General features: G+C 68.8%; 13 protein-coding genes. 6 read left to right on the top strand and 7 right to left on the bottom strand.

Features of this window, described 5'->3' with window-relative positions:
* Positions 1–50: 50 nt before the first annotated feature.
* Both BKN51_RS27510 and BKN51_RS27505 read left to right on the top strand, forming a co-directional pair.
* Positions 51–1,616, top strand: coding sequence for a S8 family peptidase (locus tag BKN51_RS27510; RefSeq protein ID WP_101610388.1), 1,566 nt, complete (start codon positions 51–53; stop codon positions 1,614–1,616).
* 248 nt (positions 1,617–1,864) lie between these two features.
* Entirely contained in the window at positions 1,865–2,602 is a 738-nt protein-coding gene (locus BKN51_RS27505) for a hypothetical protein (protein ID WP_101610387.1), read from the top strand.
* On the opposite strand, the gene BKN51_RS27500 is transcribed toward BKN51_RS27505, so the two are convergent.
* Positions 2,599–3,387, bottom strand: a complete 789-nt coding sequence (locus BKN51_RS27500; RefSeq protein ID WP_101610386.1) for an SMP-30/gluconolactonase/LRE family protein — start codon at positions 3,385–3,387, stop codon at positions 2,599–2,601. The genes BKN51_RS27505 and BKN51_RS27500 overlap by 4 nt on opposite strands.
* A gap of 125 nt (positions 3,388–3,512) precedes the next feature.
* Positions 3,513–7,241 carry a multifunctional oxoglutarate decarboxylase/oxoglutarate dehydrogenase thiamine pyrophosphate-binding subunit/dihydrolipoyllysine-residue succinyltransferase subunit gene (locus tag BKN51_RS27495; RefSeq protein ID WP_101610385.1) on the bottom strand — a complete coding sequence of 1,243 codons (3,729 nt, stop codon included), beginning with the start codon at positions 7,239–7,241 and terminating at the stop codon, positions 3,513–3,515.
* Positions 7,242–7,614: 373 nt separating this feature from the next.
* Between BKN51_RS27495 and BKN51_RS27490 the strand changes: the two genes are divergently transcribed.
* A complete protein-coding gene (locus BKN51_RS27490) occupies positions 7,615–7,881 on the top strand; it encodes a hypothetical protein (protein WP_101610384.1) in 267 nt (88 codons plus the stop codon).
* Here the strand turns inward: BKN51_RS27490 and BKN51_RS27485 are convergent.
* Complete coding sequence (locus BKN51_RS27485) at positions 7,878–8,447, bottom strand: DUF4291 domain-containing protein (protein ID WP_101610383.1); 570 nt, start codon at positions 8,445–8,447, stop codon at positions 7,878–7,880. The two genes, BKN51_RS27490 and BKN51_RS27485, sit on opposite strands and share 4 nt — an antisense overlap.
* A gap of 61 nt (positions 8,448–8,508) precedes the next feature.
* Here BKN51_RS27485 and BKN51_RS27480 point away from each other — a divergent pair, with 61 nt between their 5' ends.
* Positions 8,509–8,835: a hypothetical protein gene (locus tag BKN51_RS27480; protein WP_101610382.1), complete on the top strand. Its 327-nt coding sequence runs from the start codon at positions 8,509–8,511 to the stop codon at positions 8,833–8,835.
* A 204-nt stretch (positions 8,836–9,039) separates the two neighbouring features.
* Here BKN51_RS27480 and BKN51_RS27475 read toward each other — a convergent pair whose 3' ends face one another.
* From BKN51_RS27475 to ald, 4 genes are all read right to left on the bottom strand, one after another.
* Complete coding sequence (locus BKN51_RS27475) at positions 9,040–12,705, bottom strand: ABC transporter ATP-binding protein (protein WP_158255731.1); 3,666 nt, start codon at positions 12,703–12,705, stop codon at positions 9,040–9,042.
* A gap of 183 nt (positions 12,706–12,888) precedes the next feature.
* Positions 12,889–13,773 (bottom strand): ABC transporter permease subunit, encoded by an 885-nt coding sequence (locus BKN51_RS27470; protein ID WP_101610381.1) that lies wholly within the window; start codon positions 13,771–13,773, stop codon positions 12,889–12,891.
* Positions 13,773–14,969: an ABC transporter ATP-binding protein gene (locus BKN51_RS27465; protein ID WP_101610380.1), complete on the bottom strand. Its 1,197-nt coding sequence runs from the start codon at positions 14,967–14,969 to the stop codon at positions 13,773–13,775. The genes BKN51_RS27470 and BKN51_RS27465 overlap by 1 nt, the downstream gene beginning before the upstream one ends.
* A gap of 488 nt (positions 14,970–15,457) precedes the next feature.
* The gene (gene ald, locus BKN51_RS27460) at positions 15,458–16,573 is read right to left on the bottom strand and encodes an alanine dehydrogenase (protein ID WP_101610379.1); all 1,116 of its coding nucleotides are present in this window, start codon (positions 16,571–16,573) and stop codon (positions 15,458–15,460) included.
* 165 nt (positions 16,574–16,738) lie between these two features.
* Here ald and BKN51_RS27455 point away from each other — a divergent pair, with 165 nt between their 5' ends.
* The gene (locus BKN51_RS27455; RefSeq protein WP_101610378.1) at positions 16,739–17,680 is read left to right on the top strand and encodes a zinc-binding dehydrogenase; all 942 of its coding nucleotides are present in this window, start codon (positions 16,739–16,741) and stop codon (positions 17,678–17,680) included.
* The gene (locus tag BKN51_RS27450) at positions 17,680–18,099 is read left to right on the top strand and encodes a pyridoxamine 5'-phosphate oxidase family protein (protein ID WP_101610377.1); all 420 of its coding nucleotides are present in this window, start codon (positions 17,680–17,682) and stop codon (positions 18,097–18,099) included. The genes BKN51_RS27455 and BKN51_RS27450 overlap by 1 nt, the downstream gene beginning before the upstream one ends.
* The last annotated feature ends 65 nt before the right edge of the window (positions 18,100–18,164 follow it).

Here is an 18,164-nt window from a genome sequence, read left to right as displayed (position 1 = left end):
TCCGGCGGGATTTTCATGCCCGTGGGTCGACCCTGCCTGGGAGGAATATCTTGAACAATTCCCTGGGAACCTTGAAAAGACGCCTGCCTGTCTTCGGTGTCACTGCGGCCGTCGCCGTGCTCACGGCGCTCGGCGGCACCACCGCCGCGTCGGCGGCCGAGGGTTCGATCGTCAACGCGGGTAGCGCCAAGGCGATCAAGGACAGCTACATCGTCGTGCTGAAGGACGGCTCCTCGGTCGAAGCCGCGGCCAAGAACCTGACGAACCGTCACGGCGGAACGGTCGAGAAGACCTTCGCGTCGTCGGTCCGCGGTTTTTCCGGCGCGCTGACCGAAAAGCAGGCGAAGCGTGTCGCCGCCGACCCCGCGGTGGCCTACGTGGAGCAGAACCAGACCGTCTCGATCTCGGCGGACCAGCTGAACCCGCCCTCGTGGGGCCTGGACCGGGTCGACCAGCAAAGCCTTCCGCTGGACCAGAAGTACAGCTACAGCACCACCGCGTCGAACGTCACCGCGTACGTCGTCGACACCGGCATCCTCACCACGCACCCCGACTTCGGCGGACGCGCGACCCACGGTCGTGACACCGTCGACAACGACAACGACGCCACGGACTGCCAGGGCCACGGCACCCACGTCGCGGGCACCATCGGCGGCACCGCGCACGGTCTGGCCAAGGGCGTCAAGCTCGTCGCCGTCCGCGTGCTGAACTGCTCCGGTTCCGGGACGACCGCCGGTGTCATCGCCGGTGTCGACTGGGTCACCGCGAACGCCGTCAAGCCCGCCGTCGCGAACATGAGCCTCGGCGGCGGCGCTTCGGCGACCCTCGACCAGGCCGTCCAGCGGTCGATCGCGGCAGGCGTCACCTACGGTGTCGCGGCCGGTAACGACTACGGCGCCAACGCGTGCAACACCTCCCCGGCCCGCACGCCCGAGGCGATCACCGTCGGCTCGACCACGAACACCGACGCCAAGTCCGACTTCTCCAACATCGGCACCTGCCTCGACATCTTCGCGCCGGGCAGCGGCATCACGTCGACGTGGCTGAACAACGGCACCAACACCATCAGCGGCACCTCGATGGCGACCCCGCACGTCGTCGGCGCGGCCGCGCTGTACGCCTCGGCCAACCCGACCGCCACGCCCGCCCAGGTCCGTGACGCGCTCGTCAACGCGGGCACCAAGGGCAAGGTGACCAGCCCGGGCACCGGTTCGCCGAACGTGCTGCTCTACACCGGTACCGGCGGTGGCCCCGGCCCCGAGCCCACGCCCTGTGGCACGCAGACCAGCAGCGGCGCCGTCGCCATCCCCGACGCCGGTGCCGCGGTGACCAGCACGGTCACCGTCGCGAACTGCGCCCGCAACGCCTCGGCCACCACCAAGGTCGCGGTGAACATCACCCACACCTACGTCGGTGACCTGGTCATCGACCTGGTCGCGCCGGACGGCACCTCGTACCGCCTGAAGGGTTCGAGCAACGACTCGTCCGACAACATCAACACCACGTACACCGTCAACGCCGCGGCCGAGGCCGCGAACGGCGCCTGGAAGCTGAAGGTGCAGGACGTGTACCGGGTCGACACCGGCACGCTCAACAGCTGGTCGCTGACCCTCTGATCCACCCTGGAGTATGTGAAGGCCCCCTTCCTCCTGCTGGGAAGGGGGCCTTCCCGTGTCCAGAGGGGCAACACGCGTGATTGAGCGGCGATCACCCGTGATCAGGCGGCGATCACGGGTGATCGCCATCCAGACACGCGTGATCGCCGTTCGAGCACGCGAAGCGTGGAGTCGAGCGAGCAGGATCACGTGGCACCAGTTGCGGGGTTCGTCCACTAAGGACCGTCGCGAGGCTTTACCCTCTGCGCATGCAGCCCGGACCGCCCTATCAGCAGGGACCTCAGCAGCCGTATCCACCGCAGGGTTATCCGCAGCAGGGCTACCCCGGATACCCGCAGCCCGGATACGGCCCACCGCAGCCCAAGAAGTCGAACACCGGCCTTATCGTCGGGCTCGTGATCGGCGCGGTGGTGTTGCTCGGCGGTGGCGGAGTGGCCGCGTTCCTGCTGTTGTCCGACGATTCCGGTTCGTCTTCGGCCGCGGCGCCGACGTCGTCCAAGAAGTCCGGGCCGCCGGACAAATACACCTCCATGCCCGGTTGCGAGAAGATCGGGACCGGCGTGAGGAACCTGCCACCGCTGGAGCCCCCGAAGGGCGAGGAGCCGGCGAGCACCTCGAACAACGAGATCGTCTACACGCGTTCGTTCTGCACCTGGCGGGAACCCGACGCGCCTTCCGCGTCGGTGGCGATGTACCTCTCCAAGTCCAAGGAGCCCGGTTCGGGCGCGGGGGAGGCCTGGGCCAAGGCCACGATCGAGAACGCCGTCGACGACGGTGGCGTGCTCATCCCCACCATGGCCAAGTCCACCAAGGCCTTGTACGCCAAGCTCGACTCCGCGAGCCAGTGCCAGATCAAGTTCCACCAGGGCAACGTCGAGGCGGAGATCATCGTGACCGGCCCCGACCCCTCCGGGAAGGTCGACCAGACGAAGTGCAAGGAGAACGCCCTGAAGGTCGCGAAGGCGACCTCCGAGGCGATCGGCTAGGCGACTTCCACGACCTGGACCTGCCCGGTCGGCCCGTCGCCGAACGGGTTTTCCCAGCCGCGCCATTCGGCGGCGAGGATGTAGAGCGAACGTCCGCCCTCGCCGCCGAGCGTGCAGGCGAAGCAGCCTCGATCGGTTTCGACCTTCTGAAGTACTTCGCCGCCTTCGCGGACCCGGACGCAGTACTTGCCCGCCACATCCGCGTACCAGACGGCACCCTCGGCATCGAGGCAGATGCCGTCGGGGTGATCGCCGCCGAGTTCGGCCCACACGCGCTTGCCGGACAGCGAGCCGTCTTCGGCGATGTCGAACGCGGTGAGCCGGTTGCCGTACGACTCGGCGACGATCAGCGTCGAGTCGTCGGGCGTGATGGCCATGCCGTTGCCGAAGAGGATGCCGTCGGCGACCTGGCGGACTTCGCCGTCCGGCGTGACGACGGCGATGACGCCGGGCGCCTGGAGGTCGTGGAAGCCGTTGACGAAGGCGTTGCCGCGGCTGTCGACGACGAGTTCGTTCCACAAGGCGGCGACGGGGCTTAGGTCGGCGTAGGTGCTCAGGTCCGCGTTGAGCAGGCGGGCTTCCGGGCCGGAGATGATCAGCAGACGGCCGTCGGGGAGCCAGTCGATCGAGAACGGCATCGTGGTCGGCACGTTCGCGATGACCTCGCTCTCGCCGTCCGGGGTGACGGCGAGGACCTGGCCGGTGCCCCAGTTCGCCAGCCAGAGACGGCCGTCGTGCCAGCGGGCGGATTCGGGGAGCAGGAGGCCGTCGAGCACGGTTTTCATGGTGTCTCCTTCGGTTGTTTACCCCTATACGAACGGGGTCCACCGGTTTCGACACCCGAAACGGTGAAAGCCTCCTTTCCTACCTTGAGGGTAGGGAAGGAGGCCTTCACGGACTTCTCAGGCGATCAGTCGAAGGCCCGCGCGATGAGCGCCTTCTGCTCGACCTCGTGCACCTTGGACGAACCGGCCGACGGCGCGGCCATCGGACGGCGCGACACGACGTCCAGGCTGGAGAACACCTCCGGGAGCTTCCGCGGCAGGTTCAGGCCGAAGAACGGCCACGCGCCCTGGTTCTCCGGCTCCTCCTGGACCCAGACCGCGGGAGCGCCGTTGTAGCGCTCGAGCGCCGCCAGCAGCTTCTTCTTCGGCAGCGGGTAGTACTGCTCGACGCGCACGATCGCGATGTCGTTCGTCTCGCGCTTGGTCCGCTCCGCCACCAGCTCCCAGTACAGCTTGCCCGAGGTCAGCAGGACCTTGCGCACCTTCGCCGGGTCGACGACGGCGTCGTCGATGACCGACATGAACTTCGTCTGGCCGGTGAAGTCCTCGACCTGCGAGGTCGCGGCCTTGTTGCGCAGCATCGACTTGGGGGTGAAGACCACCAGCGGCCGGTTGACTCCGTCGAGGGCGTGACGGCGGAGGAGGTGGAAGTAGTTCGCCGGGGTGGACGGGACCGAGACGGTCATCGAGCCTTCGGCGCACAGCGAGAGGAAACGCTCGATGCGGCCGGAGGTGTGGTCCGGTCCCTGGCCCTCGTGGCCGTGCGGCAGCAGCAGCACGACGTCGGAGAGCTGGCCCCACTTGGCCTCGCCGGAGGAGATGTACTCGTCGATGACGGTCTGCGCGCCGTTGACGAAGTCACCGAACTGCGCTTCCCACATGACCAGCGCTTCGGAGTTGGCCACGGAGTAGCCGTATTCGAAGCCGACCGCCGCGTACTCGGACAGCGCCGAGTCGTAGATCATGACGCGGCCCTGGCCGTCGGCCAGGCTGGCCAGCGGCGAGTACTCCTGGCCGTTCTTGCGGTCGATCAGCACCGAGTGGCGCTGGGTGAAGGTGCCGCGGCGGGAGTCCTGGCCGGACAGCCGCACCAGGCGGCCTTCCATGGCCAGCGAACCGAAGGCGAGCAGCTCACCGAAGGCCCAGTCGATGCCGCCTTCGCGGGACATCTTGTGACGGCGCTCCATGACCGGCTTGACCCGCGGGTGCGGGGTGAAGCCCTCGGGGACGTTGAGGAACGCGTCGCCGATGTGCTCGATGACCTCGCTGGTGGTCGCGGTGGGCACCTTGGCCGGGACCTGCTGCTCTTCCTCGACCGAGGGGCTGGCCTTCGCCACGTGCTTCTCGAGCTCGCGGACCTCGTTGAACACGTGCTCCAGCTGGCTGGAGAAGTCGCGCAACGCGGCCTCGGCCTCTTCGACGGAGATGTCGCCGCGGCCGATCAGCGATTCGGTGTAGGTCTTCCGGACCGAACGCTTCGTGTCGATGATGTCGTACATCGCCGGCTGGGTCATCGAAGGGTCGTCGCCCTCGTTGTGCCCGCGGCGGCGGTAGCAGATCAGGTCGATCACGACGTCCTTGTGGAACGCCTGGCGGTACTCGACGGCCAGCTTGGCCACCCAGTGCGCGGCTTCGGGGTCGTCACCGTTCACGTGGAAGATCGGCGAACCGATCATCTTCGCGACGTCGGTGGCGTACTCGCTCGAACGCGAGTGCTCGGGCGCGGTGGTGAAGCCGACCTGGTTGTTGACGATGACGTGCACGGTGCCGCCGGTGCGGTAGCCGCGCAGCAGCGCCAGGTTCAGCGTCTCGGCCACGACACCCTGGCCTGCGAAGGCCGCGTCGCCGTGCATGAGGACCGGGAGGACGGTGAAGCCCTCGCCACCCTTGTCGAGGATGTCCTGCTTCGCGCGGACGATGCCCTCGAGGACCGGGTCGACGGTCTCCAGGTGCGACGGGTTCGCGGTCAGCGACACCCTGGTCTCGCCGTCGCCGAACATGCGGAAGTACTTGCCCTCGGCGCCGAGGTGGTACTTCACGTCACCGGAGCCGTGCGCCTGGCCCGGGTCGAGGTTGCCCTCGAACTCCTGGAAGATCTGCGCGATCGGCTTGCCGACGATGTTGGCGAGCACGTTCAGGCGGCCGCGGTGCGGCATGCCGATGACGACCTCGTCGAGTTCGTGCTCGGCGGCCTTGTCCAGCAGCGTGTCGAGCAGCGGGATCGCCGTCTCGCCGCCTTCGAGGGAGAAGCGCTTCTGGCCGACGTACTTGGTCTGCAGGAAGGTCTCGAACGCCTCGGCGGCGTTGAGCTTCGAGAGCACGTACTTCTGGACCGCGGGGTCCGGCTTCTCGTGCGGGACCTCGACGCGGTCCTGGATCCAGCGGCGCTCCTCGGGGTCGAGGATGTGCGTGTACTCGATGCCGACGGTGCGGCAGTAGGAGTTGCGCAGGACACCGAGGATGTCGCGCAGCTTCATCCGCTCCTGGCCGGCGAAACCGCCGACCGGGAACTCGCGGTCCAGGTCCCACAGGGTCAGGCCGTGGGAGAGGACGTCGAGGTCGGCGTGGCTGCGCTGCCGGTAGTTCAGCGGGTCGGTGTCGGCCATCAGGTGACCGCGCATGCGGAAGGCGTCGATCAGCTCGATCACGCGCGCGGTCTTGTCGACCGGGCCGTCCGGGATGTCGGCGACCCAGCGGATCGGCTCGTACGGCAGGCGCAGGCTGGTGAAGACGTCGTCGTAGAAGCCGTCTTCGCCGAGCAGCAGCTCGTGGATGCGCTTGAGGAACTCGCCGGACTCCGCGCCCTGGATGATGCGGTGGTCGTAGGTCGAGGTCAGCGTCATGATCTTGGACACGCCGAGGTCGACCAGGGCCTTCTCGCTGGTGCCCTCGAAGTGCGCCGGGTACTGCATGGCGCCGACGCCGATGATCGCGCCCTGGCCCGCCTGCAGCCGCGGCACCGAGTGGTTGGTGCCGATGCCGCCGGGGTTGGTCAGCGAGATCGTGGTGCCGGCGAAGTCGTCGGCCGTCAGCTTGCCGTTGCGGGCCTTCTTGACGATCTCCTCGTAGGCCTGCCAGAACTGCATGAAGGTCATGTTCTCGGTGGCCTTGATGGAGGCCACGACGAGCGTGCGGGAGCCTTCCTTGCCCTTCATGTCGATCGCGAGACCGAAGTTCACGTGCTCCGGCGTGATCGCGAACGGCTTCCCGTCGATCAGCTGGTAGTGCCGGTTCAGGTTCGGGAAGTTCTTCAGCGCACGGACCATCGCGTAACCGATGAGGTGCGTGAAGGAGATCTTGCCGCCGCGCGTGCGCTTGAGGTGGTTGTTGATGACGATGCGGTTGTCCGCCATCAGCTTCGCCGGGACGGCGCGCACACTCGTCGCCGTCGGCACGGACAGCGAGGCGTCCATGTTCTTCGCGATGGCCGCCGCGGCGCCGCGGAGCTGCTTCGACTCCGGCTCGGCGTCCTTCTCGGCGGGCTTGGCGGGCGCCTTCGCGGCGGCCTTGGGAGCCGCGGCCTTCGGAGCGGGCTTCGCGGCCGGCTTCGCCTCGGTCTTCGGAGCCGTCTTCGCCGGGGCGGTCTGCTTCGCGGTGGACTCGGCGTTGCGGACCGTCTGCGGCGACGGCGCGGAGGCCTGGCCGTTGGTGCCCGAGCCGTCCTTGGCGGTCTCCGCGGAGGTCTGACGGACGTCGTCAGCCTTCGTCTGCGCGGCCTGCGTTGGCTTGAAGTCCGCGAAGAAGTCGTGCCAGGCGGCATCGACTGAGGTGGGGTCGGCGAGGAACTGGTCGTACATTTCCTCGACAACCCACTCGTTGGGGCCGAATTGTGACGCAGGGCTGCTGCTGGACACGGCTTGGACTCGCCTCTATCCGTCTCGAGATCTTGAACACCGCTGATGCGCCTACCAGGCTAACCCCCTCGGTGGCGGTCGTGTGATGGAACTGGCCTGTGTGAGGCGTGGCGCACTAGGCGATGGGTCACTGTCTCGATCAAGAGATCGAAACCGAAGCACTCGGCCGACCGGGTCGCGGCCGTTCGGGGGAGCGGGGGACCTTTGGTGTCGCTTCACCGTCTGTGCAGGTCAGGTCACTGTTTGGTCGGTAAAGGTTGGTGAGGTGGTCGTGCCGGGACAGCCTGGAGTTCACGTCGGCGGGTTTTGCTGGGCGGAGGATGCGGCCGGTGTCGTGCCGGCCGCCGATCGCCCACGAGGGTGGTGGCAGGCGATGTGGCTGGACGAGTGTCCTTCGTTCTGGGACGAGGGACGTGTGCGCCCGTTGGTCACCGAGTCCGGCAAGGTCGTGCTGATGTGCGACTCGTGCTCCGCGGTGTGGCCGACGCTCTCCGACTTCAAGGAGATGGAGCACGTCGAACCCGACGAGCCGGACTGGGCGGTGACGGCCGGGGTGCACGTCCGGCCCGGGACCTTCCGGTGGGCCTCGGAACGGGACCTGGAGGTCGCCGGGATGAGCGGCCTCGCCTGGCACGCCTAGGCGGGGTACGGGCGCTCCGCCGGTAGCAGCGCTTCGGCGTCGTCGATGCGATTCGCCGCGACGAGGGCGCCGATCTCGCGCATGGTCGAGGTGACGTCGGTGACCGCGGTGATCCATTTGTCGACATAGCGATCGACGGCCTCGCCGCTCAACCCCATCTGGAGCGAACGGTGCTTCAGCGGGCCGAGGCGGATGCCGCGTTCCGGGTCCCACTGGACGCGGACCGGGCTGGCCTTGACCTCGCGCTGCCAGGTCTCCCGATCGGGATGGACGTCCCGGTCGTAGTGGCTGAGCGCCGCGTGCCCGAGCGCCCAGGCGAAGCCCTCGCGAGTGAGGTCGAGGGCGAGCACGCGTTCCTGGCCGGGCTTGGCCGCCCAGCCGCAGCGGTACGCCATCCACAGGAAGGACGGCTTGATCCAGGTCATCCGTTCGCGTTTGAACGGCGGCACGAAGGTGCCCGCCTCGAGGGCGGCGTCCGCGATGGCCGGTGAATACGCCTGATAGACGCGGATCGTGGTTTCGGTGCGGACGGCGCGGATCTGCCGCGCCGGGATTTCTTCGTTCATTTGCCGTGATGGTGACAGACGTCGTTGTTCGCGCGCGACCGAAATTCCCTTGCCGTCGGGGATGCGTGCGGCATTGCTGCGCAAGGGATCGCGACGGATCGTGGTCGACGAGACCGCCTATCGGTGGAACATCCGGCGGAAGCCGACCTTTTCGCAAGAAGACGGCTGTTTCCTGTCGTACGCGGTGGAACTCGAAGACGCCCGGGGTGCGGTGCTGCTGGTCCGGACGGATCACGGGCATCCGTCGAACTACCTGGGAGTGCCGTCGAAAGCGGTGCTGCCTTCGGATGTCGAACGGGCCATTCGGCTGGGGCTGGAGTGTGGGTGGGAACCGGGGGCTCCCGGGGCGCAGTTCCAGCTGGATCTGGCTGCCGCTCAAGGCTCGTGAGTGGTAAGGGCGAAGGTGGCGCGGTGCGCTCGATCCACCGGGCCGGTCGCAACTCCACTCAGTTGTCTTGAAGGCCACCTTTGAGACGGTCACCGTCTCAAAGGTGGCCTTCAAGGCATTGGGAGCGCTGGCCACTCATCCGTTCGGTCGGGTAGCTCGTGAGTGGTAAGGACGGTTAGAACCGTCCTTACCACTCACGAGAACTCAGCCCAGGGCCCACAGGCGCGCGTAGTGGCCGCCTGCCGCGACCAGCTCCGGATGCGTGCCCTGTTCGACGATCCGGCCGTGGTCCAGGACGACGATCCGGTCCGCCTTGGCGGCGGTGGCGAGGCGGTGCGCGACCACGAACGTCGTACGGCGGCGCGCGAGTTGTTCGGTCGCGCGCAGGACGGCGGCTTCGGTGGACGGGTCGAGAGCCGCGGTCGCCTCGTCGAGCAGGAGGACGTCCGGGTCCACGAGTTCGGCGCGGGCGAGGGCGACGAGTTGCCGTTGTCCGGCCGAAAGCGACCGACCGCGTTCACCGACGGGCTGATGGAAACCGGCGGGGAGCGCGGCGACACCGTCGAGCGCGCCGACGGACCGGACCGCTTCCTCGACCTCCGCGTCCGTCGCGGAAGGCCTGCCGTAGCGCACATTGTCCGCGACGGTTCCCGAGAACAGATGCGCTTCCTGGGGTACCACGCCCATTCGCGTGCGCAGCGCGGCCAGGTCGTACTCGCGGATGTCGGTGCCGTCGATCCGGACCACGCCGCCCGTCGCGTCGTAGAACCGCGCGACGAGCTTCACGGCCGTCGATTTCCCGGCACCCGTCGCCCCGACCAGTGCGACGGTCTCGCCGGGCGAGACCTCCAGCGAAAGCTGCGTCAGGGCGGGCTCATCCGTTGCCGTGTAAGCGAAATCGACGTCCTTGAAAGAGACCTCGCCCCGCAGCCGCTCCGGGACCGCGACCGGTTTCTCCGCCTCCGGAACGGAAGTCGGCGTGCGCAGCAGCTCGCCGATGCGCGACAGCCCGACCCGCGCCTGCTGATAGCCATCGAACACCGAAGAAAGTTGCTGGATCGGCGAGAAGAACTGGCCCAGGTACAAGAGGAACGCCACCAGCACACCGGCCGACAGCGTGCCCGCCGCGACCCGGTTCGCGCCGACGATCAGCACGACCACCTCCGCCAGCCCGGAAAGCATCGCGGCGAAAGGGAAGTAGGTCGCGACGAGGCGCTGGGCGCGCAGCCGCGAACGCCGGTACTCGTCGCTGCGGGAAGCGAACTTCTCCGCCGTGCGCTCTTCGCGCGTGTACGCCTGCGCGACCCGCAGCCCGTTCACGTTCTCCTGCATGTCCGCGTTGACGACGCTGACGCGTTCCCGCGCTTCGGTGTACGCCTTGGACGAGGCGCGGCGGAAGAACACCGTCGCCACGACGAGGATCGGCAGCACCGCGAGCGCGTACGCCGCCAGCCCGATGTCGGTGATCATCAGCGCCGCCGCGATCCCGACCAGCGTCAGCGCGCTCACCACGGCCTGTGCGACACCGGTCTGCAGGAATGTCGAGAGCGCGTCGACGTCGGTCGTCATCCGGGTCATGATCTTCCCGGACAGCTCGCGTTCGTAGAAGTCGAGCCCGAGTCGTTGGAGATGGGCGTAACTGCGCACGCGCAGCGAGTACAGCACCGTTTCGCCGACCCGCGCGGTCATCTTGGTCTGGAGGTAGATCACCAGCCAGTCCGCGAGGATCACCAGCGCGCCGATCCCGGCGGTCAGCCAGATCACCGCCTCCGCCCCGGCGCGCACCCCGTTGTCGATGCCCTGCTGGTACAGCGCGGGCATCGCGATGGTGGCCAGCGCGTCCGCCGCGACCAGCCCGATCACCACGGCGAGCGGACCGCGTACCGGTTTCAGCAGGCGGCCGAGGCGGAACTTCGGCTCGGGCGCGGTGACGTCGGTGCCCGGCAGCCGGGGGACGTCCGTGGCGGGCGGCAGTTTCCGGACGCCTTCGAGGAGCTCGCCGGTCGGCGGCAGGTCGACGTCCCACTCGCCGCCGGTGGCCTTGCGCTCGCCCGCCAGTTCGTCGGACTTGTCCTGCTCCGGCCACAGGGCGGGGGTGATTCCCGAGGGGCCGCAGTCGAGGCCCTCGCAGCGATGCGGTTCCTCGACGTCGTCACCAGGCCCCGCGACGAGCTCGCGGAACAGCGGGCAGCGTGCCAGCAGTTCTTCCTCGGTGCCGATGTCGACGACGTGGCCCTTGTCCAGCACGGCGATCCGGTCGGCGAGGGCGAGGGTGGAGCGGCGGTGCGCGATCAGCAGGGTCGTGCGGCTCGCGGTGACCGAGCGCAGGGTGTCGTGGATCGCCGCTTCGGTGACCGTGTCGATGGCGGAGGTCGCGTCGTCGAGGACCAGCACACGCGGATCGGTCATCAGCGCCCTGGCCAGGCCGAGCCGTTGACGCTGTCCGCCCGACAACGTGAGGCCGCGCTCGCCGACGAGCGTTTCGTAGCCCTCGGGGAGGCGCTGGATGAACTCGTCCGCTTCCGCCGCCCGCGCGGCCGCGCGGATCTCCTCGTCGCTCGCGTCCGGCCTGCCGTAGGCGATGTTGTCGCGCACCGACGAGGAGAAGAGGAACGCCTCCTCGAAGACGACGCCGATCGTGCTGCGCAGGTCGTGCTGCCGGACGTCGCGGACGTCGAGGCCGCCGACCTGGACCGAACCGCTGTGCACGTCGTAGAACCGGGGCAGCAGCAGGGAGATCGTCGATTTGCCCGAACCGGCGGTGCCGACCAGTGCGAGTGTTTCGCCGGGAAGGGCTTCCAGAGTGAGACCGTCGAGCACGGGATCCGACCGTGTGTAGCCGAAGGAGACGTCCTCCAGCCGGACGCCGAGCGGGCCTTCGGGCAGCGGCCGCGCGTCCGGGCTGTCGACGACGTCCGGCTGCGCGTCGATCAGTTCGTTGACCCGTTCCGCGCCCGCCCTGGTCAGCTGGGCCTGGACGACGAGGCTCGAGATCATCCTCGCCGGGCCGATCAGGATGGAGAGGTAGGTCGCGAACGCCAGGAACGTGCCCAGGCTGACCTCGCCCTTCAACGCGAGGACGCCGCCGACAGCCAGCACCGCGACCTGACCCGCGGCGGGCAGCGCCGCCGTCGTGGCCGTCGGCAACGAGGAAAGCCGCGCGGCGCGCATGCGTTCGGCGAAGAGCTTTTTCGCCGTCTTCTCCAGCTTCGCGACTTCGCGCGCCTCCTGGCCGAAGCCCTTCACGACGCGCACGCCGGTGACGGTCTCCTCGACCTGCTGCGCGACGTCGGCCGCGCGTTGCTGGGCCGCCCAGGTCGCGGGGAAGAGCCGCTTCCGGCTCACCGCCATGATGATCGCGATCGCCGGGGCGACCACCATCGCGATGAGGGTCAGCGTCGGCGACATCCACAGCATCGCGCCGAGGGACAACAGCGCGAAGATGACCGAACCCGCCGAGAGCGGCACCTGCATCAGGACCGACGTGACCAGCTGCAGATCCGAGATCGCGCGCGAGGCGACCTGCCCGGTGCGCAACGCGTCCTGCTTGCCGCCGTCGAGCCGGGAGACCGCGTTGAACACCTGGCGGCGCAGATCGTGCTGGACGTCGAGCGCCAGCCGCCCGCCGACGTACCGGCGGGCGAAGGCGTTGCCGAAGGTCAGCACCTGCAACACCGCCATGACGGCGGCGAGCACGCCGAGACGGGACGTGTCGCCCGCGACGGCGCCGTCGAGCGCCTCCCGGATCAGCAGCGGACCGGCGGCCTGCAGCCCGACGCCGATGATCGCCGCGCCCAGCGACAGGACGACGAGCCAAGGGTGTTTCCAGCACGAAGCGGCCAGGCGTCGGATCCAGCCTCCGGTGGACACCGGGGCCGTCTCACGTACCGGACTGGCTTGACGCGGGCGAGGTGGAGCAGTAGTCACCCCGCCAGCCTATGCGGCGCGACCGACAGGATCGGCCGCTTCGGGGGAGAGCCTGGTGACATGAAAGGCCCGTTACTTGCAAAATTTGCAAGTAACGGGCCTTTCATGTCGCGCTTTGGTGAAGACCTACGTGATGTCCTTCTTCTGGTTCACGGCCCAGCCGGCGAGGAAGAAGACCATCGTCCAGCCGAAGAAGATGAGCGCCGAGGCCCACCACGAGAAGGCGCCGGGGGCGCCGGCCGCGTACTGCAGCGCCCACGCCGTCTCGTCCTGCAGGCCGGGCACCTTCACGCCGGCGGCGCCGAAGGCCTCCGCGCCGATGGCGCCCACGATGCCGTTGACCGTGCCGTTCGGCAGGACCCCGCCGAGCCACGTGATGTCCCAGGCACCGAAGGACACGAACACCAGGACGTTCTCGACCACGAGCATCCAGATGGTCAGCGTGATGATGCTGCCGATCACGCTGCGCCAGACCGCGCCGACCCCGATGCCGAACAGGGTCGCCAGGATCGTCGCGAGGACACCGGCGCCGAGCACGCCCAGCCACTGGCCCGCCGTCGGCAGGCGCGCGCTGTCGACCGTGATCACGGTGCCGAGGCTCGCCGCGCCCACGATGATCACGCCGTAGATCGCGCCCCAGGCGACGTAGGTGATCATCTTCGCGCTCAACGCCGAAACCCGGTTCGGGGCGGTGAGGAACGTCGTGGTGATCGTCTTCTTCGTGTACTCGCCGGCGAGGGCGAAGACACCGAAGATGATCGGGATCATCGTGCCGATGTTGATGCCGTGCCCGAGGGCGAGCAGGCCGACGGGCAGTTCGCCGGTCGAGATGCCGAGCGCTTCGGTCAGTTCACGAGTGTCCGAGCGACCGAGGAAGTCGCTGAAGTCGTTCGTGACCATGCCCCAGAACAGGGCGAACGCGAAAGCGAAGACCACCGCGGGGATCATCAGCGCCCACCACGCCTTGAGCGTGAGCGTCTTGCGGAACTCCGCCTTGATCAGGTTGCCCATCAGCCCTGGCCTCCCCAGCCCTCGTTCTGGCCCTGCTGCTGCGCCTGCTGCTGAGGCGGCGCCTGCTGGTACTGCTGTTGCTGCGGCGGCTGACCCTGCTGCTGGAACTGCTGCTGCGGCGGTGCGAATCCGGGAGCCGGGGTGTTCGGCGGCGCGAAACCGGGCGGCGGCGTGTTCTGCGGCGCGTAGCCGGGCGGCGGCCCCTGATACCCGGGCGGCGGGCCCTGGTAACCCGGAGGCGGACCCTGGTAGCCCGGCGGCGGGCCCTGCTGGAAACCGGGCTGCGGCGCCGCGTACTGGCCCTGGGTCAGCTGGAAGAACATCCGCTCGAGATCCGCGGTCTCCTCCTGCATGCCGTAGACCGCGATGCTCGCCTTGGCGGAGATGTCACCGATCTGCTGCACCGTCGCACCGGAGACCGCGACCCGGCCGTCCGGCATCGGCGAGACCTGCGTGATGCCCGCTTCCTGCAGCGCGGCGACGAGGCCGTTCGCGTCGGCGGACTGCACCAGCACGCGGGACTGGTTGCTCTTGCGCAACTGGTCCAGCGAGCCGTTGTAGCGCGTCATGCCCTGGCTGATGATCACGACCTGGTCGATCGTCTGCTCCACCTCGTTCAGGAGGTGGCTCGAGACCAGCACCGTGCGCCCCTCACGCGCGTACGCGCGCAGGAAGTTCCGGAGCCAGAGGATGCCTTCGGGGTCGAGACCGTTCGTCGGCTCGTCCAGCACCAGCACCTGCGGGTTCCCCAGCAACGCCGTCGCCAGCGCCAGCCGCTGCCGCATGCCGAGCGAGAACCCGCCCGCCTTGCGGTCCGCCGCCGACGACAGGCCGACCAGACCCAGCACCTCGTCCACCCGCTGATCCGGCATCCCGATCGCCGCCGAGTACACGCGCAGGTGATTCCGCGCCGTGCGTCCCGGGTGGAAGCCCTCGTTCTCCAGCACCGAACCGACGACCCGTGCCGGATTGCCCAGCTGGTCGTGCGGGCGCCCGTTGATGGTCGCCGTGCCGTTCGTGGGCGTCACCAGCCCGAGCAGCATCCGGAGCGTCGTGGTCTTCCCGGCCCCGTTGGGTCCCAGGAACCCGGTCACCGAACCCGGCTCCACCGTGAAGCTCAGATTCTGGACCGCGTTGACCGCACCGAACTGCTTGCTCAAATTCTGCACCGCGATGCGGCCACTGCCGTCGTGCATACCGTCCCCTTTTGTTGACGAAGGCCGATCACGCGACATCCTGCCTCACCCGGTGAGTCCGCACCCGCGGAAGGGGTCAATCCGCCGAAAGCGACCTTCGTCACGTTCGGTGCGGTGACGACTCCGTCCCCCAGCGCACCCGCCGCTGGGCCGAATGGCCGCTGACTACCGGTTATGCGGTCCAGGGCGCGGAAATTCACCGACCGTTGGGGCGGTTCGTGAAGAAATATTTCCGAAGACTTGGCAACCCCATGCAGCGCGACGGCGACTTATTACCTACGATGTAGGAGGCGGCCCGCTCCCAATGACCCCCAGGTTGGTTGAGCGGGCCGCCGTTATGTCTGGGTCCCGAGGTTCTCCGAAGTACATGAAGGCCCCCTTCCTGTCGCTAGGCGCAAGGAAGGGGGCCTTCATGTACTTCGAAAAGGAGCGAGGGACCTTTGCACTGGGGTGACAAAGGTCCCTCGCGTGGGAGTGTGGCTTGGGGGTCAGGCCAGGACGGCGGCCAGATCCGTGGCGGGCAGGCCGTGCGCGGCCGCGACCGGGGCGTTCGTCAGGGCGCCCGCGTGCGTGTTGAGGCCCTTCGCGAGCGAAGCGTCCGCCTGCAGCGCCTTCTGCCAGCCGAACTCCGCCAGCTGGACGGCGTACGGCAGCGTCACGTTGGTCAGCCCGTAGGTCGACGTGCGCGGGACGGCGCCCGGCATGTTCGCGACGCAGTAGAACACCGACTCGTGGACCTTGTAGGTCGGCTCGTCGTGCGTGGTCGGCCGCGAGTCGGCGAAGCAGCCGCCCTGGTCGATCGCGATGTCCACCAGCACACTGCCCGGGCGCATCCGCGAAACGAGGTCGTTCGAGACCAGCTTCGGCGCCTTCGCGCCGGGCACGAGCACCGCGCCGATGACCATGTCGGCCTCCAGCACGGACTGCTCGACCGACAGCGCGTTCGAGGTCACCGTGCGGATGCGGCCGCCGAAGTCGTTGTCGATCTGGCGGAGACGGTCGACGTTGGTGTCGAGGATCTCGACGTCCGAGCCGAGGCCGAGCGCGACCCGCGCCGCGTTGATCCCGGCGACACCGCCGCCGATCACGACCACGCGCGCCGGGTGGACACCGGGGATGCCGCCGGGCAGCACGCCGCGGCCACCGCTCGGCTTCATCAGGGAGAACGCGCCCACCTGCGGCGCCAGCCGACCGGCGACCTCGGACATCGGCGCGAGCAGCGGCAGCGCGCGGTTCGGGGTCTGCACCGTCTCGTACGCGATCGCGGTGGTGCCCGCGGCCAGCAGCGCGTCGGTCAGCGGCCGGTCCGCGGCGATGTGCAGGTAGGTGAACAGCACCTGGTCGGCGCGCAGCCGCGGGTACTCCTCGGCGATCGGCTCCTTGACCTTGAGCACGAGCTCGCCCTCGGACCAGGTCTCCTCCGCCGTCGCGAGGATCTTCGCGCCCGCGGCGAGGTACTCCTCGTCGGTGATGGACGAGCCGAGGCCGGCGCCGGTCTCGACGAAGACGTCGTGGCCGCGCCCGGTCAGTTCGTGCACGCCCGCCGGGGTGAGCGCCACGCGGTACTCATGCCTCTTGATTTCACGGGGGACGGCGATACGCACGGGACTGCCTCCTGCGGCGGGTTGAGAACAAAGGTGCTGCCACTCACGGTGAGCCACCCGGACGGCGGTGTCATCGTGCGCGCGGGACAAGGTTGAGCACCGATCATGGTTTTCCGGGAACAACCACTTGACCTCCAGTGAACTGGAGCTTGCACCTTGGGTCACATGAGAGCCGTGTGGTTGAGAGAGTTCGGCGGGCCCGAAGTGCTCGTCGCGGGTGACGCCCCGGATCCGGTGCCCGCAGCGGGCCAGGCCCTGGTCGAGGTGGCGTTCGCCAACATCACGTTCGTCGAGACCCAGTTCCGCGCCGGCGGAGGCGGGCCGTTCCGCGCCGAGTTGCCGATGATCCCGGGCAACGGCGTCGGCGGTGTGATCAGCGCCGTCGGTGAAGGAGTCGACCTCGGTCTGGTCGGGAAGCGGGTCGTGACCTCGACCGGGGGCTCCGGGGCGTACGCGCAGCGGGTCGCGGTCGCCGCCGATTCCGTCTTCGAGGTGCCGGACGGGCTGGCCCTCGACGCCGCGGTGGCGATCCTCGCCGACGGCCGCACGGCGACGGCGCTGGTGACCGCCGCGCGCGTCCGGCCGGGGGAGCGCGTGCTGGTCGAAGCCGCGGCGGGCGGGGTCGGTGGACTGGTCGTCCAGCTCGCGAAGGCCGCGGGGGCGGAGGTCGTCGGCGCGGCCGGTGGCCCGGCGAAGACCGAGCACGTCCGGGAACGCGGCGCCGATCTGGCGGTCGACTACCGCGAGCCGGACTGGGCGGCGAAGGCCGGCGAGGTCGACGTCGTGTTCGACGGTGTCGGCGGAGAGGTCGGGAGGACGTCGTTCGGACTGCTGAAGCCCGGCGGCCGGATGCTGATCTACGGGCTCTCGAGTGGCTCGTGGACCGAGGTGTCCGAAGAGGACGCGGCCGCGCGCGGGGTCACGGTGATCCGGGACATCGGCGGCCAGGCGGAGATGCGGGCGTTCACCGGGTCCGCGCTCGCCGAGGCCGCCGCCGGGCGGCTGGAACCCCTGATCGGTCAACGGTTCCCGCTCGAACGGGCGGCGGACGCGCACGCGGTGATGCAGTCGCGTGGCGCTCTCGGCAAGACGTTGCTCGAGGTCTGATGTTCGACGTCGACGCATTCCTCGCCGGTCCGCTGACCGCCAGGGTCGCCACGGCGGGGCCGACCGTGCGCCCGACCTGGTATCTCTGGGAGAACCGGGCCTTCTGGATCCTCACCGGACCGTGGGCGCGGCTGGCCGGACTCGTGCGCGAGTCACCGTCGATCGCGTTGACCGTCGACGTCTGCGATGTCGGCACCGGCCTGGTACGGCAAGTTCTCGCGCGCGGCGAAGCGGAGGTGCTGCCGTTCGACGTCCCACGTGGACGGCGGCTGCTGAGCCGGTATCTCGGGGCCGACGAGTGCAAATGGGATGCGCGATTTCGTTCTTACCTGCACGATGATCCCGAGGTGAAAGGGACCGTCTGGGTCCGGATGGTGCCGAAGCGATTCGCCGCCGACGACCTCGGTTATCGGGTATGACGTACGGCCGCGTTCGCTGGGGGTGGGCGCGGCCGTGCAACCTGCGAAACGGTAAATGCAGCACG

Source organism: Amycolatopsis sp. BJA-103, assembly GCF_002849735.1.
Taxonomy (GTDB): Bacteria; Actinomycetota; Actinomycetes; order Mycobacteriales; family Pseudonocardiaceae; genus Amycolatopsis.
This window is presented reverse-complemented; position numbering and strand designations above follow the sequence as displayed.